The organism is Glutamicibacter sp. AOP38-B1-38, from assembly GCF_052377485.1.
Taxonomy (GTDB): Bacteria; Actinomycetota; Actinomycetes; order Actinomycetales; family Micrococcaceae; genus Glutamicibacter.
In genome coordinates, this window is sequence record NZ_JBQSWU010000001.1 from 96,943 (window position 1) to 122,408 (window position 25,466).

At 55.4% G+C, this 25,466-nt stretch carries 18 protein-coding genes; 14 read left to right on the plus strand and 4 right to left on the minus strand.

Annotation, left to right across the window (positions count from 1 at the left end; all coding sequences use genetic code 11):
- Positions 1 to 43 precede the first annotated feature (43 nt).
- The 7 genes from mtrA (at position 44) to secA (ending at position 9,943) form a co-directional block, all read left to right on the plus strand.
- On the plus strand, positions 44 to 724 hold the full coding sequence (gene mtrA, locus ACT3TP_RS00460) for an MtrAB system response regulator MtrA (protein WP_096286600.1): 681 nt from the start codon (positions 44 to 46) through the stop codon (positions 722 to 724).
- Positions 725 to 765: 41 nt separating this feature from the next.
- Entirely contained in the window at positions 766 to 2,535 is a 1,770-nt protein-coding gene (gene mtrB, locus ACT3TP_RS00465; RefSeq protein WP_255248446.1) for an MtrAB system histidine kinase MtrB, read from the plus strand.
- An 89-nt stretch (positions 2,536 to 2,624) separates the two neighbouring features.
- A complete protein-coding gene (locus tag ACT3TP_RS00470) occupies positions 2,625 to 4,238 on the plus strand; it encodes an LpqB family beta-propeller domain-containing protein (protein WP_176484187.1) in 1,614 nt (537 codons plus the stop codon).
- Between the two features lie 57 nt (positions 4,239 to 4,295).
- Positions 4,296 to 5,081 (plus strand): ComF family protein, encoded by a 786-nt coding sequence (locus ACT3TP_RS00475; protein ID WP_096286594.1) that lies wholly within the window; start codon positions 4,296 to 4,298, stop codon positions 5,079 to 5,081.
- Between the two features lie 173 nt (positions 5,082 to 5,254).
- Entirely contained in the window at positions 5,255 to 5,953 is a 699-nt protein-coding gene (hpf, locus tag ACT3TP_RS00480; protein WP_096286591.1) for a ribosome hibernation-promoting factor, HPF/YfiA family, read from the plus strand.
- Between the two features lie 68 nt (positions 5,954 to 6,021).
- Complete coding sequence (locus tag ACT3TP_RS00485) at positions 6,022 to 7,146, plus strand: winged helix-turn-helix domain-containing protein (protein WP_176484186.1); 1,125 nt, start codon at positions 6,022 to 6,024, stop codon at positions 7,144 to 7,146.
- A 133-nt stretch (positions 7,147 to 7,279) separates the two neighbouring features.
- Entirely contained in the window at positions 7,280 to 9,943 is a 2,664-nt protein-coding gene (gene secA / locus ACT3TP_RS00490; RefSeq protein WP_096286587.1) for a preprotein translocase subunit SecA, read from the plus strand.
- On the opposite strand, the gene ACT3TP_RS00495 is transcribed toward secA, so the two are convergent.
- Together ACT3TP_RS00495 and ACT3TP_RS00500 are read right to left on the minus strand one after the other, a co-directional pair.
- Positions 9,940 to 10,455: an Rv3235 family protein gene (locus ACT3TP_RS00495; RefSeq protein WP_444618761.1), complete on the minus strand. Its 516-nt coding sequence runs from the start codon at positions 10,453 to 10,455 to the stop codon at positions 9,940 to 9,942. The two genes, secA and ACT3TP_RS00495, sit on opposite strands and share 4 nt — an antisense overlap.
- Positions 10,456 to 10,468: 13 nt before the next feature.
- Complete coding sequence (locus tag ACT3TP_RS00500) at positions 10,469 to 11,173, minus strand: LysM peptidoglycan-binding domain-containing protein (protein WP_444618763.1); 705 nt, start codon at positions 11,171 to 11,173, stop codon at positions 10,469 to 10,471.
- Positions 11,174 to 11,319: 146 nt separating this feature from the next.
- Between ACT3TP_RS00500 and ACT3TP_RS00505 the strand changes: the two genes are divergently transcribed.
- The 5 genes from ACT3TP_RS00505 to ACT3TP_RS00525 all read left to right on the plus strand — a co-directional run bounded on the left by ACT3TP_RS00505 (position 11,320) and on the right by ACT3TP_RS00525 (position 20,292).
- Complete coding sequence (locus ACT3TP_RS00505) at positions 11,320 to 11,868, plus strand: hypothetical protein (RefSeq protein WP_444618765.1); 549 nt, start codon at positions 11,320 to 11,322, stop codon at positions 11,866 to 11,868.
- Between the two features lie 91 nt (positions 11,869 to 11,959).
- On the plus strand, positions 11,960 to 12,625 hold the full coding sequence (locus tag ACT3TP_RS00510) for a hypothetical protein (RefSeq protein WP_141393540.1): 666 nt from the start codon (positions 11,960 to 11,962) through the stop codon (positions 12,623 to 12,625).
- Positions 12,622 to 13,860: an AAA family ATPase gene (locus ACT3TP_RS00515; RefSeq protein WP_444618767.1), complete on the plus strand. Its 1,239-nt coding sequence runs from the start codon at positions 12,622 to 12,624 to the stop codon at positions 13,858 to 13,860. The genes ACT3TP_RS00510 and ACT3TP_RS00515 overlap by 4 nt, the downstream gene beginning before the upstream one ends.
- A 120-nt stretch (positions 13,861 to 13,980) precedes the next feature.
- On the plus strand, positions 13,981 to 18,786 hold the full coding sequence (locus tag ACT3TP_RS00520) for an NAD-glutamate dehydrogenase (protein WP_444618769.1): 4,806 nt from the start codon (positions 13,981 to 13,983) through the stop codon (positions 18,784 to 18,786).
- 9 nt (positions 18,787 to 18,795) lie between these two features.
- A complete protein-coding gene (locus ACT3TP_RS00525; RefSeq protein ID WP_096286575.1) occupies positions 18,796 to 20,292 on the plus strand; it encodes a sensor histidine kinase in 1,497 nt (498 codons plus the stop codon).
- A 69-nt stretch (positions 20,293 to 20,361) separates the two neighbouring features.
- On the opposite strand, the gene ACT3TP_RS00530 is transcribed toward ACT3TP_RS00525, so the two are convergent.
- Complete coding sequence (locus ACT3TP_RS00530) at positions 20,362 to 22,080, minus strand: LysM peptidoglycan-binding domain-containing protein (protein WP_444618771.1); 1,719 nt, start codon at positions 22,078 to 22,080, stop codon at positions 20,362 to 20,364.
- 202 nt (positions 22,081 to 22,282) lie between these two features.
- Between ACT3TP_RS00530 and ACT3TP_RS00535 the strand changes: the two genes are divergently transcribed.
- A complete protein-coding gene (locus ACT3TP_RS00535; RefSeq protein WP_444618773.1) occupies positions 22,283 to 22,636 on the plus strand; it encodes an Rv2175c family DNA-binding protein in 354 nt (117 codons plus the stop codon).
- Between the two features lie 231 nt (positions 22,637 to 22,867).
- On the opposite strand, the gene ACT3TP_RS00540 is transcribed toward ACT3TP_RS00535, so the two are convergent.
- Positions 22,868 to 23,974, minus strand: a complete 1,107-nt coding sequence (locus ACT3TP_RS00540; protein ID WP_444618775.1) for a polyprenyl synthetase family protein — start codon at positions 23,972 to 23,974, stop codon at positions 22,868 to 22,870.
- Between the two features lie 149 nt (positions 23,975 to 24,123).
- Between ACT3TP_RS00540 and dinB the strand changes: the two genes are divergently transcribed.
- On the plus strand, positions 24,124 to 25,302 hold the full coding sequence (gene dinB, locus ACT3TP_RS00545) for a DNA polymerase IV (protein WP_176484185.1): 1,179 nt from the start codon (positions 24,124 to 24,126) through the stop codon (positions 25,300 to 25,302).
- Positions 25,303 to 25,466: the final 164 nt, after the last annotated feature.

Here is a 25,466-nt window from a genome sequence, read left to right on the forward strand (position 1 = left end):
GACGTGGGTGACGCCACCGTTTTCGGTTTCAGGGGGATGTTGTATGAAGTTTCGGATTTTAGTCGTCGATGATGACGAGGCGTTGTCGGAGATGATCGGCATCGTCTTGCAAAATGATGGCTTCGACGCATCATTTTGCTACGACGGATCCGGCGCAATCGAGGCATTCCGCGAAGCTAATCCCGACCTGGTTCTACTAGACCTGATGTTGCCTGGAATTGACGGCATCGAGGTCTGCAAGCAGATTCGTGCGGAGTCGGACGTTCCGGTGGTCATGCTGACCGCAAAATCTGATACCGCAGATGTTGTTCGTGGTTTGGAATCCGGGGCTGACGATTATGTGCCCAAGCCATTTAAGCCAGCAGAGCTAGTAGCGCGTGTTCGAGCCCGGTTGCGCCCGAATGAAACGCATGTGGCAGAAACTCTGACCGTGGGGGACGTGACAATCGATGTCGCCGGGCACCGCGTGACTCGTGCAGGTAATCAGGTATCCCTCACCCCACTTGAATTCGATCTGTTGGTCACCATGGCACGTAAGCCTTGGCAGGTCTTCAGCCGCGAGCAGCTCTTGGAAGCTGTATGGGGTTACCGCCACGCAGCCGATACGCGTCTGGTGAACGTTCACGTGCAGCGGTTGCGATCCAAGATTGAATTAGACCCTGAGAAACCACAGGTCATTCAGACCATTCGCGGTGTGGGTTACAAGGCTGGTACGGCAAGTTGAGTGAACACGCCACGACCGGAAGCGAGATTGCACCGGTCGAAGTGCGTGCTCAAATTCCTCCGGTAGCTCCTGCATTATTGAGGGTAAGACTTTGGGTCAAACGACCTATTGAATGGATTCGGCAGCGCTGGCAGCGCCACCTGATGTATCGCACGGTGATTTCGACCCTGCTCTTTACCTCCTTGGCGCTGTTGGCAGCCGGTGCTTTTTTGTCCAACCAGATTTCCTCCGCGCTATTCAGCGAACGGTTTAATCAGATTTCAAAAGAATCTGAACGTGGCCTGGCACAGGCGCGCTCAATTCTCGAATCCGCCTCCACCACCGACCGTGTTTCTACCCAGTCCTTGGTGAACTCGACCTTGGCGACACTAGAAGGCGACGGAGCCACGGTGATCCGTGACTTTGTGCTCAAGCCAATTCCGGTCGCCGGTGATGAAAACCTGTATGTAGGACCCACCGCTTCTGGCTCGTTGACTACCCGAGTAGTCCCAGATGACCTGGCCGAAAGCGTGCAGAGCGATTCAGGGATTTTTTGGCGCTCAATCGAACTTGGGGTTGGTTCGGAGATTCAGCCAGGCATTATCATTGGCACCAAGGTGCTGATCCCTCCCGGCCGTGAATATGGGCTGTACCTGGTCTATGACTTATCCAGCGTGCAGGACACTCTGGAATTCATCAACCGTGCCATGGCCTTTACCGGTCTGGTCTTACTGCTAGTCGTTGGCTTTATTTCCTGGTCTGTATCCCGCACCGTAGTGCGTCCTGTTGCGGACGCGGCATATGTATCTGAACGTATTGCCTCGGGCGATCTTGACCGGAGGATGAAGGTCGCTGGCAAGGATGAAGTTGCCAGACTTGGTACTGCCTTCAATCATATGGCGCACTCGCTGCAAGAACAGATCACCCAGCTCAATCACCTCTCGGCCATGCAGCAACGCTTCGTTTCTGACGTTTCCCACGAATTGCGCACCCCGCTGACCACGGTGCGTATGGCCGCTGAATTAATTCATGATGCTCGCGAGAACTTTGATCCGCTCACCGCCCGTTCAGCAGAGCTCATGTATGAGCAGATTGAACGTTTCCAGAACCTTCTCAATGACCTTTTGGAAGTTTCCAGATTCGACGCCGGTGTAGCGGTCCTTGATCGAGAGTCCACCGACCTGAACGTCATCGTACGAAAGGTGATCGACACCGCGACACCCGTGGCCGATGAATACGGATCGATTATCCGGTTCAACGCCCCGGCCGAGGGATGCGTGGCGGAATTCGACCCGCGCCGAGTTGAGCGTGTGGTGCGAAACCTCGTGTTAAACGCCGTAGAACATGGCGAACAGAACCCCATCGATATCGCCATCGGCCAGAACGAAAGTTCGGTCGCGGTGACCGTACGAGATTACGGCATCGGGATGAGTCCTGAGGCCTGCAAACATGTCTTCGATCGCTTCTGGCGTGCGGATCCTGCGCGCGCCCGGACTACCGGCGGTTCGGGGTTGGGCCTGTCCATTTCAATGGAAGATACCCGGCTGCATGACGGACGCCTGGAAGCCTGGGGAAAGAAGGGCGTGGGCTCGGCATTCCGCTTGACCTTGCCGCGGACCGCCCACGACGCGATTACCTCATCCCCACTTCCGCTGGAACCTCCGGTGACAGAAGAAATTCTCGGTCTGCTCGGTGATTCCTTCCCGTTGACCGGTGAGGTGCCGAAAATCGGCTACACGCCGCTGGTCTTGGACGACGAAGATATACTTATCGAGGACGAAATCTTCCCCAAGCCGGTGGATCCATCCGCGAATCCGGGGGAGGGCAAATAATGCGCTTACGGTTGCTGAGAGTTCTGACAATCGTATTTACCGGGCTGCTCATACTTTCAAGCTGCGCCGCCATCCCGCGTAATTCGACCGTGCAGAAGATTGAAGCCGAATCCGACCAGGGGGAATCGCAGCCTTTTCGCTTTGACGCCCAAGGGCCAACGGAAGGGGCAGATGCACGCCGCATCGTCGAAGGCTTCGTCGAAGCTGGCCGATCGGTCCTCGAAGATTATGCGCTATCGCGGGAATTCATGACCCCTGAGCTGGGAGCCGACTGGCGCGGAAATACCCGCACGCTGATCTATGAGGCGATGAACGTTCTGACCGGTGCGGAAAGTAACCGATACACGGTGCAACTGGAAATATCCGGCGAGGTTGACGCGATGGGTGTTTACACCCAAGAACCAGAGCATTCAACGCGCGCCGTTGACGTGGAACTGACCCAGGTGGACAACCAATGGCGGATTTCCAAGGCGCCGGACGGGATCATGCTGGAATCGAGTTCCTTCAGCAAGATCTTCGCACCGCAAACTATTTATTTCTACGACGCCAGCTACCAATATTTGGTGCCTGATGTCCGTTGGTTTACCTCGGGCGCGGGTACGACAACGTCTATGGTGGAAGCCTTGCTGGCTGGTCCGGCGCCATATCTGCAGAACGCCGTCGTTTCAGCCTTTTCTCCGGCAAGTACGCTCGTGCGTTCGGCTGTGCCGGTGCGCGATGGAACGGCGACGGTTGCTCTCAGCGCCGAGAGCATCAGCGAAGCCTCTGATCACTCGAAACAGCTCATGCAGCAACAACTTGAAAAAACGCTATCTCCATTGTCCTCTGTGAGTATCGTGCGCATGCTTCAAGATGAAACCGAAGTGACCTTGGGAGCGCCGTCGGCAAACTTTGTGCCTGCGCTGATCAACCCGAGTACCCCGGACACGCTGATCGCGATTTCCAATGAATCGCTGGTTTACGTCAAAGGGCGATCGATTATCCCCGTTGGCGGAGTCCCGGATATTTCAGCGTTCCACCCTCGCCATCCAGCCATGTCCGCGGTGGGCAATCGGTATGCCTTCCTCAATGGCAAGAGCACGCAATTGATGACGATCAGCGAGAGTGGAAGCGTCAGCGTGGCGGCCCAAGGCGGCGCCTTAATCCGACCCTCGATGGACATCGCGGGCTGGACCTGGACGGCGGACAACGCTGCGGAACATCCACTGCTGGTGGTGCCCGAAGATGTGGCCGGACAGGGCGAAGTGCGTCCGATCAGCGTCTCCTGGCTCGAAGACACCAAAGTCAGTTCCTTGGCTATCTCGCGTGATGGCGCACGTGCGTTGATCGTGGCCGAAGAAAATAACGAAGCTAAGGTGTACGTCGCCGGCATCGTGCGCGACGCCGATGGTGTGCCACGCGGACTGACCGATGAGCCAATGGAAATCTTCGCAAATGTGCCAGTCTCCGCGGCCGTGTGGGACTCTGATCGTTCAATCATCGTGGCCGAGCTGAGCGCTACCGAACAGGTTGCAGCGGAACAAATCACTTTCGAGCATGGATCTGAACGGTTGGGTTTGCTGCTTGGCATGAGCGGCATAACCTCTGGTGTCGGAGATCGCCGACCGGTGTATGCGGAAACGAGCGAGGAACTTTACACGCGAGTGGGCAATTCATGGCATGCCCTTGACGACTATGCCAAAGACGTTTCATACCCAGGCTGAATTCACAGTTGGCGACTAGTATTCGAGCGCAAGGAGTTGCAGCGACATCCTTGAAGCATGTCACCCCAACTCCATTTTGCTGGCTTACTTGATGCGCTCGTTCATGCGCGGAGCACTGGATGGATCATTCATTCGGTGCGCGAGACACTGAACCTACTTTTACCTACGACATGCGCAATTTGCGAGCGTGCGGATTTTAGGCTTTGCCCCGAATGCCGACACAAGATTCATCAGCAGCTGTTTTTGCCTCCATTGGGGGATCAGCTGCAGTTCTATATTGAGCTACCCAGTACGCAGTGGCAGATGCCGGTCAGCGCCAGCGGTATCTACAGCAACGAACTGGCACGAGCCATCTTGGCCTATAAGAATCAACAAAGACATTTCTTAGGCCAAGAGTTCGCACCTTTCCTGGCAGCCGCGATTAACACCGCCTGCCCTCCAAGATTATTAGGCCGGCCCACGCTGGTGGTGCCCATGCCCAGCTCCGTACGTGCCCTGAGCACTCGCGGATACCGTCCTGTAGAGGTCATGCTGAAAATGGCACAGCGCCGGGGGCTGCTAGGTGAGCACACCCGGACCTCAGCGGTGCTTCATTATCGTTTCAGCCAGCTTCTTGGCGGGCAGCAAAAGAGTAAAGCTGGGCCCGCCCGACGTAGCGGTGACTCACGGCTGATTGCGGAAATTCCGAAATATTCGAGACAGCCGATAATCCTCGTCGACGATGTGACGACTACCGGGTCTACGCTACGCAGGGCGGCACTTGCTTGTATTGAAGCGGGTTACGAGGTGATCGGCGCTGTGGTCCTGGCCTTCACAAAACCTCCTAGCGATAACGGGGACTAGCCAATTTCGCTGAACGCGATATGAAATCTGGCCGTTTGGTACTTGAATCCTGCCGGATGTGGCATAGGGTGAAGTATGGGTTGCATCACAGATGCAGCGAAGGCCCATCTTCAGCCTCTGGGGGAGGAAAACCCCGGGCTGTTGTGTCACCCGACTCCCTATTGGAGGACACCATGGAGCTGAATTACAGCGGACGTAATATCACCGTCTCGGATCGATTCCGTGAGTACGTTGACGAGAAAATCACCAAGGTCGACCAGCTGGCCAGCAAGATTCAGCGCATCGATGTGAAAGTCGTCAAGGAAGCACACGCCCGCAACCAGAGCACCGCGCTCAGCGTCGAACTGACGGTCGTTTCCCGGGGCCCCGCAATTCGGGCGGAAGCTCGCGGAGCAGATAAATTTGCGGCGTTCGACATCGCATTCGCAAAGCTCCTCGAACGATTGCGCAAAGCACGGGACAAGCGGAAGGTTCATCGTGGAAACCATGCGCCAATGGCTGTCCACGAGGCGACTAGCTCGCTACCCGTAGCGCCAAGCGACAAATCTTTGGTGCAGGAGACGCTCGAAGCCCAGGCAAATGCAGAAGCCGAGGCAAATGCGAAGGAAGCGGAATATTCGCCGGTCGTCATTCGCCGTAAGGTCTTCCCCGCTGAAGTCATGAGCGTTGATGACGCAGTTGATCGCATGGAACTCGTTGGTCACCCCTTCTATTTGTTCATCGATGAAGCTACCGGTGCTCATTCGGTCGTCTACGGACGTACCCAGTATCAGTACGGCGTCATCACCCTCGACCCTTCGTTGGGTGAAAACGACGAATTGCCAACCGAAGTTCGCGGCTACCGCGATAAGGCTCTGGCTAACGAGGGCTAATCATTAACATCTCGCACGACCTGGGCGGTCAACGCACTCTGGGCTTATCTCAAGCCCGAAGAATTGCGTTGGCCGCCCAAGGTCTGTCTCGACCACGCAAGCAGACCAAGGTATCCCAGCGCCACCTTGTAGGGGTTCTTGACGCAATCGGGCAATTGCAGATTGACTCCATCAACGTCGTCAGCAGGGCGCACTATGTCCCATTGTTCGCTCGACTTGGACACTACGACACCCAACTGCTGGATGCCTTGGTGTCGCAACGGCATGGACCGGCAACCGAATACTGGGCACATGAGGCAAGCTATGTGCGTAGCGAGCTCGTGGCGGATCTCGTGCCCTGGCAACGCCGTCGCTGGGTTGATCGTTCGGAGCAATTCGATGGCGAATTGAAGGACCTGAGCAGCCGGGTGATGGAACACCTCTCGTTGCACCCGGGTACTAGCGCACGCCAGCTGAGTGCCTCGCTGGGAGTCAACCCCATGAAGGAACGAAACCACTGGGGATGGAACTGGAATGACACCAAGATTGTCACCGAAGCACTATTTGCGCAGGGGCGGATTCTTGCATTGGGTCGCAACGCGCAGTTCGAGCGATTATTTGCACTGAGCCACGATGTCTTGCCGGAGCTGCCGGAGGTCGACCAAGAGCATAAATATCAGGCGCTACGTCGGCTAGTTGTAGAGTCGCTGACTGCTCAGGGCATTGGTACAAAGCATTGCGTTGCCGAATACTTCAGATTGCCAATTCGTGAGGTCAAAGCAGCGTTGGAATCCCTGGCTGAGGAGGGACTGGTGGAACGCGTGCAAGTTGAACGCTTGGCAGAGACGTGTTTCATGATTCCCGGTACGAAGATCCCTCGGAAGATCGCACCGGACCTGCGCTTATTGGCGCCATTTGATTCGATGGTATTCAACCGCAAGCGGCTAGAACGCTTCTTTGATTTCGAATACCGAGTCGAAATCTATGTTCCCAAAGAGAAACGTCGCTATGGTTATTATGTTTTTCCAATGCTTTACGGGGAGCGCTTCGTTGGTAGGGTCGATTTGAAAGCCGACCGCGCGAAGGGCGAATTGCAGGTAAATTCGGTGCATTATGAGGCGCACGCACCGAACGAAGTTGCTGCTGCCTTGGAAATTGAACTCGGACGAATGGCGCGCTGGCTCGCCTTGGACAGCGTGAAATACAGGCTGTGAACGGCCTGTTAGCGCAGTTCCTATTTACAGGCAGAACACCAAACCACCCCGGGAAATAGCAAGTTGTGCTGATTTCCTCACGTAGACTAAAGACGCCAGAATTTACTGTGCTTGAGATATTGGGAGCTACCACGTGGCATCATTGCTAGAACGTATTTTGCGTACCGGCGACAAGAAGATTCTAAAGACTCTTCGAGCTTACGCCGACACGATCAATACGTTGGAAGACGAATTTCGCGACATGTCGGACGAGGAGCTTAAAGCCGAGACCGATAAGTTCCGTGCTCGTTTAGCAGAAGGCGAAAGTCTTGAAGCATTGCTTCCGGAAGCTTTCGCGGCCGTTCGCGAGGCCTCAGACCGAGTTCTGGGCATGCGCCACTTCGACGTCCAGCTCATGGGTGGCGCCGCACTGCACCTGGGTAATATCGCAGAAATGCGTACCGGTGAAGGCAAGACCTTGGTTGCGACTGCGCCAGCTTATCTAAATGCCCTGTCCGGCAAGGGCGTGCACGTGGTGACCACCAACGACTTCCTCGCGCAGTACCAGTCGGATCTTATGGGACGTGTTTTCCGATTCCTCGGCCTGAGCTGTGGTTGCATCTTGTCCAATATGGATCCAGCCGCACGGCGCAAACAGTACGAGAACGACATTACATACGGAACGAACAACGAATTCGGATTCGATTATCTGCGCGACAACATGGCATGGAACAAGACCGAACTTGTTCAGCGCGGACACAACTTTGTGATCGTTGATGAGGTCGACTCGATTCTGATCGACGAGGCGCGTACGCCGTTGATCATTTCGGGCCAAGCATCAGGGGATGTGAACCGCTGGTACACCGAGTTCGCCAAGATCGTCAAACGCCTCGACCGTGAGGACGACTATGAAGTCGACGAAAAGAAGCGCACTATCGGTGTGCTCGAAGATGGTATCGAGAAGGTTGAAGACTATCTTGGCATCGACAACCTGTACGAATCGAATAACACCCCGCTGATCGGCTTCCTGAACAACGCAATCAAGGCCAAGGAACTGTTCAAAAAAGACAAGGACTACGTCGTTGTCAAGGACGAAGTCATGATTGTCGATGAACATACCGGACGTGCCCTTGAAGGCCGCCGCTATTCCGAAGGCATGCACCAGGCCATCGAAGCCAAGGAAGGTGTCAGCATCAAGGCTGAGAATCAGACCTTGGCGACCATCACCTTGCAGAACTACTTCCGCATGTACGACAAGATCTCCGGCATGACCGGTACCGCGCAGACTGAAGCCGCCGAATTTATGGGCACCTACAAACTCGGTGTCGTCGAAATTCCAACAAACCGCCCGGCCATACGAAACGATCAGGCCGACCTGATCTACAAGAATGAAGTTTCCAAATTCAATGCGGTCGTCGAAGACATCGCCGAACGCCACGGAAGCGGACAGCCCATCCTGGTGGGTACCACCAGCGTTGAAAAAAGCGAGTACTTGTCTAGGCTGCTCTCCAAGGGCGGTATTCGCCACGAGGTTCTGAACGCTAAACAGCACGCACGCGAAGCTGCCGTCGTTGCCATGGCGGGTCGTAAAAATGGCGTCACCGTCTCCACCAACATGGCCGGCCGTGGTACCGATATTATGCTCGGTGGCAACGCCGAGTTCCTGGCCGTCGCCGAGATGGAACGCCGGGGATTGGATCCGGAGAACCATCCGGAGGAATACAACAAGGTTTGGGATGAGGTCTTTGCGAAAGCCAAGGCCACCGTAGCAAGCGAAGCCGACGAGGTCACCGCGCTCGGTGGGCTGTACGTGCTTGGCACCGAACGCCACGAATCGCGGCGAATCGACAACCAGTTGCGTGGTCGTGCGGGCCGTCAGGGTGACCCGGGTGAGTCCCGGTTCTACCTCTCAATGACCGATGACCTGATGCGACGGTTCAACTCCGGTATGGCTGAGCGCATCATGAATAATCCGTCGATGCCAGACGATGTGGCCCTGGAATCCAAAATGGTCTCCAAAGCCATCGAATCCGCTCAGGCACAGGTCGAGGGCGTAAATGCCGAACAGCGCAAGAACGTGCTGAAATACGATGACGTGATGAACCGCCAGCGTGAAGCAATCTACGCCGATCGCCGCGCGATCCTAGAAGGCGAAAATATCGACGAGAAGGTCAACCACTTCCTCGAAGACGTCGTGAAATCCATGGTCAATGAGGTCACTCTGGTTGGTAACCCAGATGATTGGGACCTGAAGCAGCTATGGACAAACCTCAAGCAGCTTTACCCGATCGGTCTAACGATCGATGAAGTAGTCGAGGAAGTGCACGGCGTTGGGCATCTAACTCCGCAGTTCTTGGAAACCGAGATTCTCTCTGACGCAAAGTACCAGTATGAACTGCGCGAAAAGGCCATTGGCGCCGAAGTCCTAAGAGATCTCGAACGTCGCGTTGTGCTGTCCACGATCGGCCGAAAGTGGCAAGAGCACCTGTACGAGATGGACTATCTCAAGGAAGGCATCGGTCTGCGCGCCATGGCGCAGCGCGATCCGCTGGTTGAATACCAGCGCGAGGGATACACCATGTTCCAGACCATGATGGAGTCCATCCGCGAGGAAAGCATCGGAACCCTGTTCAACCTCGATGTGCCGTCCGGCTCGGAAACGACTCAGGAATCCTCCGGTGCAGTGGGCGAACCGGCAGCTCCGAAGAACTTGCAGTTCACCGGGCCTGACGAGGACGGCGAAGCCAGTACCCAGGCCAAGCAAGCTTCGAATCCGGCCAAAGCGGCCAAAAAGAACAAGAAGACTAAGCGCCGCTAAAGCATTTCAACACTGGTGATTTGCCATCGTCCGTGCCATGGCTCAATTCTGAGAGCTACGGCGCGGACGCGGTGTTTAAAGGCCACGATGACAGAGCATTCGTAGGCTCCGGATATCGTAGGCCACAGGTGCAGCGAACGTACCTCGCCGTGGCTGGTGCCCGGCATCGGCTGGACTGTGTAGCCGCCGGTTTGCAGAATTGCCTGCGAACGAAGTTTTTTTACACATTCGGGGTCCATCACAAAAGTCAATTGGCTTACCGAACGATATCCAGCGATGATCTCGAAGACCGCTCGGGACACCGCATGAGAGAGTTCGATGACGGTCTTGCGTTCGGATGGTGCAATCGCCGGTCGATGAAATATACGATCCATTGCCAACGAAATTTGCTGTGGTGATCTGTTGGCACTGAGCTGGCGATGATCTGCGGTGAAGCGTAGCGGTGTGTTTGGGCAGAGGCCTGCCCTAGTATTTCTTGTCCGGCTGACAAGTATTTCTGACTCGATGCTCACTGTGATTTCCTCCTTAGTCGGTTTTGGGCAGCTGCAGTTCGATACCAAGCCGCAGCAGATTCGGATCCTCCCCAATCACCTCGCGATTCAGCTCATATATTTGCGGCCAAAGCTCGGCAATTTCCGCAGCGGATCCGTGTTTGTCGAGCAAGTCGTTGGCGATGCTCCATAGGGTTTGCCCGGATGCGACGACTACATGATCCGATGGAGCAGAGGCACTTTTTCGGTTATTCCCGGATCCCAGAAGTCGGTTCATGGGAATGCTCAGTGAGCCAGGAAACCAGCCCGGTGTAGGGACTTCGGTAGCTGGCTGTGCTGAGGACGGTTCGGGCCCGTGCGGCAACGACGCCAGCTGCCCGGTTTGGTGGTGCGAAATATCCGTGGGAGGAGTCGTCGCGCCGTAGGCAATGCTGGTTCCGGACAGTGCCAACGTTGTTCCTAAGATCGATCCCACGGCACGGCGAGTCAAGCTAGGGGCCAAACGGGTCAACAATTCCAAGAAGCCGCTATGCCCGTGGCGTGCCGCGTAAATTGCTGCGCGCAGGAGAGCATAAAAAATTAGATACGCACCAAAGAGGACTCCGGTGCCAAGCAGAAATAACACCAGTAAGTTCTGCGACGGGTCGCCGGCTGGGTCGAAGTGAGGCCGCGAACGTACAGCCCATTCGGTCAAGGCCAACAGGATGACCAACGTTGCACCAACCAGCAGTCCAACCATGAAAGTCTTCCTTACGTGGAGCATCATTCTCGCCTCTTTTTATGTGATTTGATGCAATTTGATGTAGTTAGATATAGATGATGACACTTTATTTGAATTTATGGAAGAGGGTTCCCTGAAAAACTCTTCTCTCGTACAGTGGGCGCATGCGATGGGATTCCCTTTTCGAAGATCTTGAGGCGCAGGCCGAGGCCCAGCTGGCGGCACAGTTCCGCGAAGAGGTAGCGGAAGGTATTCGTATCGAACGAGCTACAGAGCAAATGCATGAGCGCTTGCTTCGGCTTCAAGGATCGGCAGTTGCCTTGAAGCTGGCCGGCGAATACGAAATTAACGCAAGGCTCGGCCCCATCGGTAAAGACTATTTCTGCCTTGAAAATGGAGGTAAGCGTTGGCTGGTGAAGAACTTCGCGCTGCGGTCACTGGAAATGTCGCAGATCGGGTCTAACCTCGAAGGGCGCTTGTCGCCAGTTAAATTCTCCACGGTGGTTCGCGGCGTGCTACGTGATCGCCAACGAACCTTGGCCTATGACATCAACGGCAAGCCAGTAGCCGAAGGAACCTTGTCGCAGGTAGGTAAAGACTTTCTCATCATGGCGATTCATCCCAGAGACGATTACGCGCGAGATCGAAGTATCACCGGCTATCAGCTCTTGCCTCTGGAAACGGTCGGCTGGGTCCAAGTCGTTGATATCTAATAATCCACAGGCCTCGGAATAGGTCTTCACACCAACCGAAACTTGTCGTAGGCTCTCGAAACAAGTAGCTAGCGCGGGCAAAGGACAGAGCATGAGCGGCGAACAGAACACCGGCACAACTCGTTCTGCCAGCGCACCGCGAGTAAAACGACCGACGTGGAAGGACCCGAGATTGGCCCTGGGCGCGGTCCTGGTAGTGGCGTCAGTGATTGGCACGGTCTATCTCGTGCGCGAATTGAACCACACCACAGAGGTTTATGTAGCCGGAGCAAACATCACTCTGGGTGAAGAACTCTCAATGCAAAATCTTCGAACTGAAAATGTGCAACTCGGAGAATCCGGTGTTCAGTACCTCGAAGCGAACCCGGAACTCATTACCAACGCCCGTGCCAATACCTTCATCGGAGCCGGTGAGTTCATCCCGAACAACTCCATTACGCACAACGATTTGGGCTCCCGCAGGCCAATCAATATTGATCTGCCCGCGGATCTTACACCGGCGATTACCCCGGGTAGTTTCGTCGACGTATGGATTGCCCAACGTGAAAAGGGCGGTTCGGCGTACGGAGTTCCAGAACAGCTGGCAAGTATGGTGGAAGTCTCTGCACGGGTAGCCCGCGCAGGGGGACTCGTGAATCAAAACGGTACCAATCTAGAGCTGCTCGTCGAACCCGACCATCTCGAGCCACTGCTTCAAGCCTTGGCCAACGAATCGAGAATTATAGTGATCTACAATCCAGCCGGTACCCAGCAATGAGTATCTCGGTGGTGGTGCTGGGAAATGGTGAACACGTTGTCCGCCAAATCGAAGGGTATCGCGGCGAATTGATGGTCACTCGCGTTTGTGAAGATATTGCCGAGGCCATTGCGGCCTGTGCGGTGGGCGTAGCAGATGTGCTGTTGGTGTCCGGTCGGGAGCTGCTGCCGCCACTGGAGCAGATCGACGCGGTGACTTCACAACAAATGGTGCTGGTGCTGCTGGACGAAAAACCTCGAAACGGTGGCACCACCCAAGGGATGATCGAAGTAAATGAGAGCGTTCCAATGCTGGAACTCGAACTACTCGTGGTGCAGGCGCTTCGTGAGTTGACGCATCCCGATGAGTTGGATGAAGCGCAAGTCAGCGAGGCCTCAGAGCAAGCGAAATTGTCGACCGGAAAAATTGTGTGCTTCTGGGGCGCAGCGGGCGCACCAGGCCGAAGCACGGTGGCGCTGAACTACGCTGTGGAAGCCGCTCTCTCAGGAAAAACCGTGGTGATACTGGACGCCGATACTTTTGCCGCGTCCATTTCCATACAGTTGGGTCTGCTCGATGAATCCGCATCCATCGCGCAGCTTTGTCGTGTGATTGACTCGGGGTCACTCGAACCTGCAAGGTTGGATGCAACCTGCTTGAGCGTCGAAGTTGGTACTGCGATACTCAAAGTCGCCACCGGGCTGCCCCGGTCCAGCAGGTGGCCGGAGGTGAGGGCCTCTGCGCTACGTCGTGCGACGAGTGTCTTGCGTGAACACAATGATTTGGTGGTGCTTGATGTCGCGTCCCAGGTGGAATTGGACGAACAACTGAGCTTTGACACGCAAGCGCCTCAGCGCAACGCAGTCACCGTGGAGATGCTTCGCTGTTCGGATGAAGTATTTATGGTTGTCGCCGCAGATAGCGTAGGGATCCCGCGTGCCCTTCGAGCGATCGATGAATTGGAAGATCAAATCCCTGGGGTGACTCTGCAGATTGTATTCAATAAAATCGGTGCTGCGAATACCGGGCATAGCCCCAAACGGCGTCTCTTGGAAACCTGGGATCGGTTCGGGCCCAACCATTGCATCGCTGGATACCTGCCCCAAGACGTGGTGAGCTGCAATGCGGCGCTACTGGCCGGATCGCCCTTGGCTGAAATCGCCCCTAGAAGTACATTGCGTACTGAAATACGAGGTTTGCTGGGCATTAAATCCACGGAAACGAGACGGAAGCGACTGAGTCGTCGAATCGGCTGAATCCTTGAACTTTGGTACACGAAAACACGGTAGTGTGGTTTCTATCGGAGATCCGCAAAGACGCGGATTAATTAGAACTTCGTTCTTGGAGGCGTTCACTTGAACTCGTCGGAATCCAGCATGTCAGAATCATTTATGGATGCGACACTCACCTCGCAGTTGGTGAGCGAATACTATGGCCAAATCGCTAGAGAAGATGTCGCGGCGTTTACGCCCGACGAGCTCGAGGCGCGAGTAGCCGCACACTTGGAAATCGGATATGGCCGCGACGTTGATACGGCCAACGTATCTATTACCCGCAACAATGGTGTTTCGGTGGTACATATCGTCACCGACGATATGCCGTTCTTGGTTGATTCGGTCACTGCGGAACTGGTCCGGCTTTCAGCCCCAATTCAGCTCGTCGTGCATCCGACTTTCGTGGTATCACGCGATCGAGACACTGGATTGATCAAAAAGCTGTCGCACACGGGGTTGCAGCACGTTGCCAGTGGCGATACGGCTGCCTTGTCGGATCTAAGCACGCTGACCTCGATTGACACGCACACCAAGGTTGAATCCTGGATTTCGGTAGAAGTCGCCCGCGACCTCTCCGACGCTGAAGCCGTGACGATCGTTGAAAATTTGCTGAAGGTCCTTGCCGACGTGCGTGTTGCCGTGCAGGACTGGCCCGCAATGCTGGATCGTGCAAAGAGCATTGCCCAGACGCTGCCGCAGACCGCAAATGCAGGCGAGATTGCCGATCTCGATCAGGCGGTAGAACTGCTGAACTGGATGTCGGACGGTCGTTTCACGTTCTTGGGCTACCGCGACTACTATCTGACGACGGAGCACGGAGAAGACGTACTCGTTGCCCGCGAAGGAAGCGGTCTAGGGCTCATGCGATCCTTGGAGGACCAGGGCCCACAGCACCTGACCAAGCGTGGCCGCGCAACGGCCCGCGACAAGCGCGCATTGATCATCACCAAAGCGAACTCGCGTTCCACCGTGCACCGCGGAGTCTACCTGGACTATGTTGGGGTCAAGAGCTTCGATGCCAACGGCGACGTCAACGGTGAGCGTCGCTTCATTGGGTTGTTTGCGACCAAGGTGTACACCTCGAGTGTGAAAACCGTACCGGTGGTGCGCGAAAAAATCGAAGCGGTCCTGAAAAATACCGGATTCGCCCGAGACTCGCACTCCGGCAAGGACATCGTCACGATCCTAGAGTCCTACCCGCGCGATGAAATGTTCCAGATCTCGGTAGACGACCTTACCGAAATTGCATTGGGCATTCTGCGTCTGCAAGAGCGTCGCCGCACCTCGGTCTTCCTGCGCACTGACTCCTACGGGCGCTTTGTGACCGCAATGGTGTATCTGCCACGCGACAGGTTCTCCACCGATGTGCGACAGCGTATCGAAAAAGAGCTGGATTCCAGCTTCAATCCGGTGTCCACCGAATATGAAGCGCAGCTCGGAGCCGGTGCATTGGTCCGGCTGTTCTATCGACTTCGCCTTCAGCACCATGGGCTGACCCCGGTGGTGGATCGCAAGGCATTGGAGAATCGAATCGCCAAGGCAGTTCGCTCCTGGAACGACGCGATTACCGACACCGCACGGAGTAGCCTCGAACCGGGCGAAGCGAATCACCTGGCCAATTCGTGGGCTGGCGCATTCCCCGCAGCGTACAAGGTGCAATTCGAGATTGAAGATGCACTGGCCGACATCGACCTGCTGGAAGAGCTTGATGCTCCGGATCAGCAAGGACCAGTCGTTTCCTTCTACGATGCTGCCAATGACGAAGATTCCGCCGTCACCAAGCGAATGAAAATCTTTGTAGACCGGCCACTGCTGCTTTCAGGGATCCTGCCCGTGCTGCAGGATTTGGGTCTTGATGTGGTTGATGAGCGCCCCTATGAGCTGAGCCCCGAAGGCATCGGCGAGCGATACATCTATGACATGGGTCTGAAGGTTGATCCAGAAATCGACTTCGACACAATCGAAACCAAACTTGCCGACGCCTACTCGGCCGTGGTTCGCAACGCCGCCGAATCGGACAAGCTCAATGCCCTGGTGCTGCATGAAGGGTTAAGCTGGCAGGAAGTCGCCATGCTTCGCGCCTACGCGCACTACCTTTTGCAGCTTGGCATTTCGAATTCCACCGGATTTATCGCATCGACCCTGGTCAACAACGCGGCGGTGACACACGGTATCGTCGATTTGTTCCATGCCACCTTCGATCCTTCGTTCTCTGCTGAGGCTTCAACTTCGGCACGGGATCAGGCCCTGGCACAGATCGACGAAGCACTTGAAAATGTGCCCACCTTAGACGCTGACACGCTGCTTCGCCGTTTCGTAAAGGTCATAGAGGCAACTAAACGGACGAACTACTACACCGAACGTCTCGCGCTGGCCTTCAAGCTCGCACCCGAAGAGATTGACTTCGCGCCATTCCCACGGCCGAGGCATGAAATGTGGGTCTACTCACCACGTGTTGAGGGTGTGCATTTCCGGTTTGGCGCAGTTGCCCGTGGTGGCCTGCGCTGGTCCGATCGTCGAGAGGACTTCCGCACCGAAGTGTTGGGTCTGGTCAAGGCTCAGATGGTCAAGAACTCGGTGATTGTGCCAACCGGCGCAAAGGGCGGTTTCTACGCCAAGCAACTACCCAACCCGGCCGTAGATCGGGCAGCTTGGATGGAAGAAGGCAAAGCCTCCTACCGGATCTTTATCCGGACCTTGCTGGATTTGACCGATAATCTGGTCACCGATGAAAATGGCGAGCACGTCGAGTCACCAGCTAATGTGGTCCGCCACGACGGGGACGACACCTATCTGGTAGTGGCCGCGGACAAGGGCACAGCAAGCTTCTCAGATATCGCTAACTCGATTTCTCAGGAGAAGGGCCACTGGCTGGGCGACGCCTTCGCCTCGGGAGGCTCTGTAGGCTATGACCATAAGGGCATGGGCATTACCGCCCGCGGTGCATGGGAATCGGTCAAGCGTCATTTCTTCGAACTTGGTCTGGATACTCAGCGTGAAGAATTCACCGCTGTAGGCGTTGGCGACATGTCCGGCGATGTCTTTGGCAATGGACTTCTGCGCACCCGTACCGTGAATCTGGTCGCTGCATTCGACCACCGCGATATTTTCCTAGATCCAAACCCGGCGCCGGAAGCCTCTTTTGTCGAGCGCCAGCGCCTATACGATCTTCCGCGCTCGAGCTGGGCAGACTACAACAAGGAACTGATTTCCGAAGGCGGCGGAGTCTACTCCCGCAGCTTGAAGTCGGTTCCGATTAGCGTGCAGGTACGCGAAGTCCTGGGCCTGGACTCCTCGGTCACCAAGCTGAGCCCAAATGAATTGCTCAAAGCAATTCTGTCGGCACCAGTTGACCTGCTCTACAACGGCGGCATCGGGACCTATGTGAAATCCAGCGCCGAAACGCACGCCCAGGTCGGCGATCGCGCCAACGACGCGATCCGTGTTGATGGCGGCGCAATTCGCGTCAAGGTCATCGGCGAGGGCGGAAACCTGGGCATGACGCAGCTTGGCCGCATCGAGGCAGCCCGCAATGGCGTTATCCTCAATACCGACGCCATCGATAACTCCGCCGGGGTAGATACTTCGGACCGCGAAGTAAACATCAAGATCTTCGTAGACCGACAGATCAAGGCGGGAAAGCTCACCGCCGAAGAACGCACCGATTTCTTGTTGTCGATGACGGACAATGTGGGCGACCTAGTGCTGCAGGCCAACTTTGACCAGAACGTGCTACTGCTGAACGAAAAGCATGCAGCCAAGGTCTGGGCTCCTGCCTACGAGCGACTGATGCAGTGGTTGGAAAAAAACGCTGACCTGAATCGCGAGCTGGAGTTCCTGCCGAATAGCGACGAGCTAGAACAGCGCAAGAACGCTGGCGAGATGATGACCGCCCCGGAGATTTCGGTGCTGGCCGCCTACGCCAAAATTCAGCTCGCGCTTGCGCTGGCCGAGTCCGATCTGGCAGATGATCCGTACTATGTAACGACATTGCGCCGCTACTTCCCGCAGCAGCTCGTCGATCGCTTCGGTGATCAGCTGGAAACTCACCCGTTGCGCCGGGAGATCATTGCGACCGTTGTCGCCAATGACATCATCAACATCGGTGGGGTCACTTATGTCTTCCGTGCCATGGAAGAAACCGGTGCAAGCGAAGTCCAGATCGCCAAGATGTTCACTGCATTGCGTGAAATCTATGGTTTCGACCGCCAATTCGCCGCGATCAACCTCCAACCCGCTGGTACGGAGGTGGCGTACTGGGGAAGGCAACATCACGACATGCGCCGCTTGTTGGATCGCACGACGCGTTGGTTCATCAACCGCGTCGATCAGCAGCAGCCGGTCGAAGAAATCGTGGGCAACTATGAACCGATCGTCAGCGAGTTGCGCCAGAGCCTGCCGGCGCTGCTGCGCGGGTCGGATCTCGAGCGCTACAACGCATGGCAGCTTGATGCCATCAGCAATGGGATCGACGAGCATCGAGCAAGCATGTGGGCCTCGCAGTTTGAGTCCTATACCTTGTTGGATATCGCCGAGTTGGTTGGGCGTACCGAGTATTCGGCACAGCAGGTCGCCGAGACCTACTTCGTGTTGTACAACCAGTTTGGCGCCGACGATTTGCTCAATCGGATCACCAAGCTGCCGCGTTCGGATCGTTGGCAGGCGTTGGCCCGTGCCGCAATGCGTGACGATCTGTATACAACACTCATTGATCTGACCTTGAACGTATTGGACAACGGTGCGGAGATTGACGGGCCGGCAGAGCGTGTTGCGGCTTGGGAAGAAGCAAACACGGCTAACCTTGATCGTGCGAAGACAATGTTTGCTGAAGTAAACAGCCTCGGACGCGACGATATGGCGTCGCTGTCTGTAGCCCTTCGCCTTCTGCGTTCCATCGTCCGGAGGTAACACCCCCTTATGGCCCTCATCACCGAGCAACTCCGTCAACAAGCAAACCTCGGGCCCGGTGATGAGGACTGGCTCCACCTGCTGGTGGGGGACTGGCAACTGATCTCAGATCTGGCGTTCGCCGATCTCGTTCTTTGGTTCCCCACCGGCGACGGGTCCTATGTCGCGCTCGCGCACGTACGGCCTTCTACCTCCCACACCGTATTCCACACGGACTTTGTGGGAGAGCGGATCCGTAGAGATTTGCGACTCATGGTTGATCAGGCTTGGGGTAGCCAACGCGTGCAAAAATCTGCAGAGCAACCAAGCGCCGATCTGATTTCCGGATTAACTTCGGTCCAAGCAATTCCCTTGGTCCGCCAGCACCGTCCGGTTGCCGTGATCACCTCACACTTCGATCCAAATCAGGCACGTACGCCCTCGAACTTGGAACTCGTGTACCGGCAGAGCGCCGAGGACCTTCTGACCATGGGAACCCGAGGGCTGTGGCCGGACTTCGCAAGCCCTACCGGCTCACGCCGCGGCGCGCCCCGTGTCGGTGATGGATTCATCAGGCTCAACGTCAACGGAGTGGTCGAATACGCCAGCCCGAACGCAGTGTCGGCTTTCCGCCGGCTAGGGGCGGCCGAAGTTCTCCAAGGTCAACCGCTCGCGGATCTGACCATGGCCCTGGTCAGTGACCGGCGCGTCGTCGATGAAACGCTACCACTGGTGCTGCAAGGCAAAATGCCATGGCGTACCGAAGTCGAATTTTCCGGGGTCACCCTGTCCCTTCGTGCAATCCCGCTTCGAGATGAAGCGAAACGTTGGGGTGCGCTAGTCCTTTGCCGTGATGTCACTGAGCTCAGACGTCGCGAGAAGGAACTTGTCACCAAAGACGCGACGATTCGGGAAATTCACCACAGGGTAAAAAACAATCTGCAGACCGTGGCGGCTCTATTGCGCATGCAATCGCGGCGGATGAACTCAGTCGAGGGCCAACAAGGACTCGAACAGGCGATGCGGCGCGTTTCAACCATCGCATCGGTGCACGATTTCTTGTCCAAGGGCCTGAACGAAACCGTCAAATTTGATGACCTGATGGATCGCCAGTTCCGCCTTATTGTCGAAATTGCGTCTCCGGGTCAGCGCGTTGCTACGCGGCGCGAAGGCGAATTCGGAATGCTCGATGCCGATTTGGCCACACCACTGTCGTTGGTTATCAATGAACTGGTGACGAACGCGGTGGAACATGGATTGGCCAACAGGGATGGCGAAGTTGGACTCCTCGCGAACCGGTACCGCGGACATGACGGCAAAGACTGGTTGCGCGTGGTGATTCAAGATGACGGACATGGCCTGCCAGACGGTCCGCGGCGTGAAGGTTTGGGATTGCAGATCGTGCGCACCTTGGTCACAAGCGAACTATCTGGCGAAATCCAGTGGGTGCAATCTGAACCGCAAGGAACAAAGGTTGTCATAGAAATGCCGCTACACCGCAACCGGCGCGAGCAGTACTCAGCATAGACCAAGAAGTAACGCGTTAAAGAACAGGGGGGCAAGTTCCTAAAGAACTTGCCCCCCTACTCTTTGGTTTTAGCTGTATTGCTTCATCAATGACTTGACGCTCGCGACGTAGCGCTTGGTGTCTTCGAACATCCCGTACTTTCGAACTCCTCCGAGCCCTTGGTAGTACGAAGCAATTGCATCGTCCAAACTATCGGTGTTATCCAGATTGAAACGGATCGTGGCCACTCCAGCAGTGACATTGTCCTGTGGCTTCAGCAAGTTCAGATCGCGTCCGAGCCGGGAAGACATCCATTCGCCGGTGCTCGGAATAACCTGCATGGCGCCCAGGGCGTTGGCGGGGGAGACTGCACGCATGTTGAAGCCGGATTCTTGCATAGCGTGTGCCATGGCAAGTGCAGGGTCAACCCCCATGCTGTTGGCGGTCGAACGGATCATGGCTTTCATTTCGTCACGGCTTGGGACCGAGACGGAATCTAAGTAGTTCTTGTTCTGATTGGCATCATTGACGGTGGCATCCGGATAGGTGCGACCTTCAAAAGTATTGCCGATCTTACGGTCTTCCTTCTTCTCGATATTGCCGTTTGGCTGTACAGAGGAGCCTGAGACCTTGAGCTTTTCACCAATCTTCAGCGGAGATTGGGTGCTCACCTGAGGGTTCAAGTTAAGCAGCGCCGACAGCTTCATATTGTGCTGGCCAGCGATACCGCCAAGCGTGTCACCGCTCTTGACTGTGTAGGCTGCGTTGCCGGACTTCTTCGGTTCGCTCTTCTTCTCAGAATTATTGGAACTCGAAGATCCACCAGAAACAACTAGCTTATCGCCGGGGAAGATGTGCTTGCCGGCGCTGATGTTGTTCTTGCTCAACAGGGCCGAGAGGCTCATGTTGTGCTTGGCTGCGATGCCGCCGAGGGTGTCGCCGCTCTTGACCGTGTAAGCAGAAGAGCTTGAACCTGAATTCTGGTTCTTGCTTTCGCTCTTTGGCTCAGAGGATTTGGAGCTGCCCGAAACGGTGAGCTTGTCGCCTGGGAAGATCGGCTTCGACGCGGAAACATTGTTCTTGCTCAACAGGGCCGAGAGGCTCATGTTGTGCTTGGCTGCGATGCCGCCGAGGGTGTCGCCGCTCTTGACCGTGTAAGCAGAAGAGCTTGAACCTGAATTCTGGTTCTTGCTTTCGTTCTTTGGCTCAGAGGACTTGGAGCTGCCCGAAACGGTGAGCTTGTCGCCTGGGAATATCAGCGAACTAGCTGAGATGTCATTCTTGCTCAGCAGCGAAGACAAGCTCATGTTGTGCTTCGCGGCGATTGCCCCAAGCGTATCGCCATTTTTGACCGTGTATGACGAGCTTCGAGTGCTCTGAGACTTTGACTTCTCCTGTGAGGAAGAAGCGCTGCCCGGAACCTTAAGAGTCTTTCCGGCAACAATAACGTCGTTCTTGAGATTGTTGAGTTTCTTCAACTCGGAGACGGAAGTGTCATATTCCTTGGCAATACTCCACAACGAAGAGCCTGGCTCGACTTTGATTTCCTTGACGCTGCGTTTAGCAGGAAGCCCCATCGTCGAAACACGAGAAGCAAGCAGATGCGCTTTGATTTGGTCTTCAGCGATCTTGACGGTCTCTGGTGAGACGCTTTTCGGCGATAAGGAGTTTGGGCTCAGAGGCAATGGAACAGGAGCCGCCTGAACTGCGGGGGCTAGGGCCAGACTGCCGATCACTGCGGCAGGTATAGCCGCGCCTGCTACGACGCCTAGCGCATGCTTAGCTGCATAGCTCGATTCGTGGGGCATGGGGTCAATCCTCAAATCAGGGGTGTAGGTAACAGCTTCCACTTGAACGATGCTAGGTAACGGCACCAGTGTTGTTCATGTGGCAATTGTTATCAAAGTGATACATGAAAATTTACACTACTAGTGTGGCGCATGGAAACCATTGTGGCGCGTCGGGAATAAAGTTTCTGCACCGTTCACTAATTTGTGGGAACCTTTAGAGGTGAATGAACTTCAAAAAACCGTTGGCCAGTGGCTAACCCTGCCGGACCTAGCCGAAATTCTTGACGTCGATATTCGACGTATCCACCGCATGCTCGATGAGCGCGCCATCATTTCCGTACGGATCGGTGAGCGTCATGTGCGGTCGATCCCAGCCGACTTCGTTCTTGACGGCGCTATCGTGGAGAGCCTCAAGGGAACTCTATCGGTGCTTCAAGACGCCGCCTATTCGGATGAAGATGCCATTAAGTGGCTATTTACCGAAGATGAGTCGTTGCCAGGAACCCCAATGAATGCCTTGCGCACCGGACGAAAAACCGAGATCCGTCGTCGTGCGCAAGCCCTCGCTTGGTAAGCCATTCGAGAAGAATATAAAGATTTTATAAAAGAGAGGTCTCGGCCACGTCAACTCATTGGACGTGGCCGAGACCTTTGTTACTTTCCTGAGACCCTACCTAGATCGCGCATTCCACTGACTCAACGATTAGTACCTAGTTCAAAAGCGACTTGTGCTCCAGGAGGGCTCGGCAGCGCATTGCTCAGCTAGCAATCTTTGAACTAACGGATTCTTGGGGGAGCAAAGAGCTCATTTGCTTCGCTTCGTGACTGCATCGCTGAGATAATGCATTCCGGCTAAAGGAAGCGGAGCGACATCGATGCGTTCTAGAGCTGCCAGTGACTGCGTAGTCAGTTCGCTGATACTGGACTCGGTTTCCCGCAGCGCGCCAGACTCCTGCAAAATTTTGCTCAGCTTGGCAACTTCCGCATCGCTTAAGCTTTGGGCGCCAAGCCGAGTTTGGATAAACTCGCGTTCCTCCGGGACGGTTAGTGCCAAGGCATGCGCAATCAATTCGGTGCGCTTACCTTCGCGAAGGTCATCGCCAGCAGGTTTTCCGGTGACCGATGGATCGCCAAAAACGCCGAGAACGTCATCCCGTAATTGGAATGCTTCCCCCAATGGCAAAGCGAAAGCACTGTAGCTTTCCAAAAGTTCGTCGCTCGCATTAGCCAATGCGCCACCAAGCAAGAAGGGATTCTCCGTTGAGTACTTTGCGGACTTGTAGCGAACGATGGTGCGAGCGCGTTTAACTGCCTCGGCAGGGTCGTAGGCAGAGCCAGCAGACTCCTCAAGAACGTCCAGATATTGTCCCGCCATGACTTGCAGACGCATCTTGTTGAAGATCGCCCGGGTGCCGGGCGCTAGATTGTCAATCCCAGCAAATACTTCTTCACTCAGAGATAGGCACAAGTCCCCGGTGAGGATTGCGCTCGCAATGCCGTACTGTGCTGCGTTCCCAGTTAATCCGAGCGAAGAATGCTGGGCCTCAAAGCGCTTGTGTACGCTCGGTTTGCCTCGACGCGTATCTGAGTTGTCAATGATGTCATCGTGGATGAGCGCTGCACCCTGGAAGAGTTCTAGCGCTATGCCCAGACGAACAATATTCTCGTCGTCGGGTCGACCGCCAGCACCAAGAAAACCCCAATAGGCGAACAGCGGACGAAGCCGCTTACCGCCACGAGTAAGATCTTGAATGCTGTTGACGATTTCCGTGGCGCTTGCAGTAATCTGAGCAACTTCTTCGCTTTTTGATGACAAGAAGTCTTCCAGACGATTAGCGACCGCATCGGTGTACGTGCGGCTCACCTCCCCGGCTTCTGACACGAGGGCTGACAGAGATTCAGACGGCGACATGCAAAACCATTTTCTAAGCGTGAACTGCTAGTGGATAGCTTCAACTCTACCGCTATCTTTATAGGTTGCTAGCAGAGCACAGAGCGACCCCATATTGGATTGCTAACCCTTGCCAGTCATCCGTCGGTGAAGCTCACTAGACTGTAGATATGTCAGCCTTGGAAAACCGCGCGATCTTGCATGTGGATATGGACGCTTTTTTCGTGTCTGTAGAGCTGCGCGAGCGTCCCGAGTTAAGGCATGAACCGGTGATCGTTGGATTTCCAAATGGCCGAAGCGTAGTCCTCTCCGCATCCTATGATTGCCGGGCACGTGGGGTGCGGTCGGCTATGCCGATGAGCCAAGCAATCGCCTTGATGCCGCAGGCAACGATTATCGAGCCGCAGCATGGGGTGTACTCTGCGGTTTCTGCCCAGATCATGAACTACTTCGAGACTATTACACCTTTAGTTGAACAAGTAAGTATCGACGAAGCGTTCCTTGACGTCACCGGAAGTATGAGGTTGCTCGGTGGCCCGATCGCTATCGCCCACCAGATTCGTGCCCACCTGGCCGAGGAATTGAATCTTCCCTCCAGCATCGGCATTGCTCGAAACAAGTTTGTCGCGAAACTAGCCTCGACGCATGCCAAGCCCAATGGGCTAATCGTCGTCGCACCAGAACGAACCACGGAGTTTCTGCATCAGTTGCCAGTGTCGGCGATGTGGGGCGTCGGGAAGAAAACTGGCGAACAACTTCACGCGTTGGCGATCGAAACTATCGAGCAATTAGCCAACGAGCCTCAAACACGTATGATCCAACGATTCGGTGAACACGGCCGTTCCTTGCACCTGCTGGCCCATGGCATCGATAACCGAGCAGTTCAGACCACCAGGGAAGAAAAGAGCATTTCTGCCGAACATACCTTTGCCGGCGACATTGCTGACCTCGAATCGCTGGAAGAAGAATTGCTCAGACTCGGACACCGGATAGGTCAGCGGCTTCGTGCCTCAAATAAAGCCGCATCCGCAGTAGGTCTTAAACTGAAGTACCAAGATTTTACTGGCGTAACAAGATCTCGTACTTTTGCCGCGCCAACCGACTCATCTTCCGCAATAAGTCAAAATGCCATCGAACTATTGCGTCGGATGACCCCGTTGCCTCAGTCGGTACGGCTTGTGGGAGTGAAGGTGGAAAGGCTAAGCGACCCTGATTTGGGCATTCAGCTCAGTTTGGATCCAGCGGAGGGCAAAACCCGCGAAGCTGAGAGGGTTGCGGACGAAATAAGCCATCGATTCCCTGACTCCGGATTAGCCCCGGCCCGCTTCCTTCGACCCAAAGAAAAATAGCATTAATCGGTGTAGCTATGAAGTTGCCTGAAAGAGCTGAAGATCAACTAGCAGGGTAGCGGTAAAAGAGACTATCCTAATAAGTAGGTAGCAAATACCGATTGGAACGTTTCCAAGTGGTTGTGCGTTATACCTGTAGGCGGTGGATGACCGCTACAGCAGTG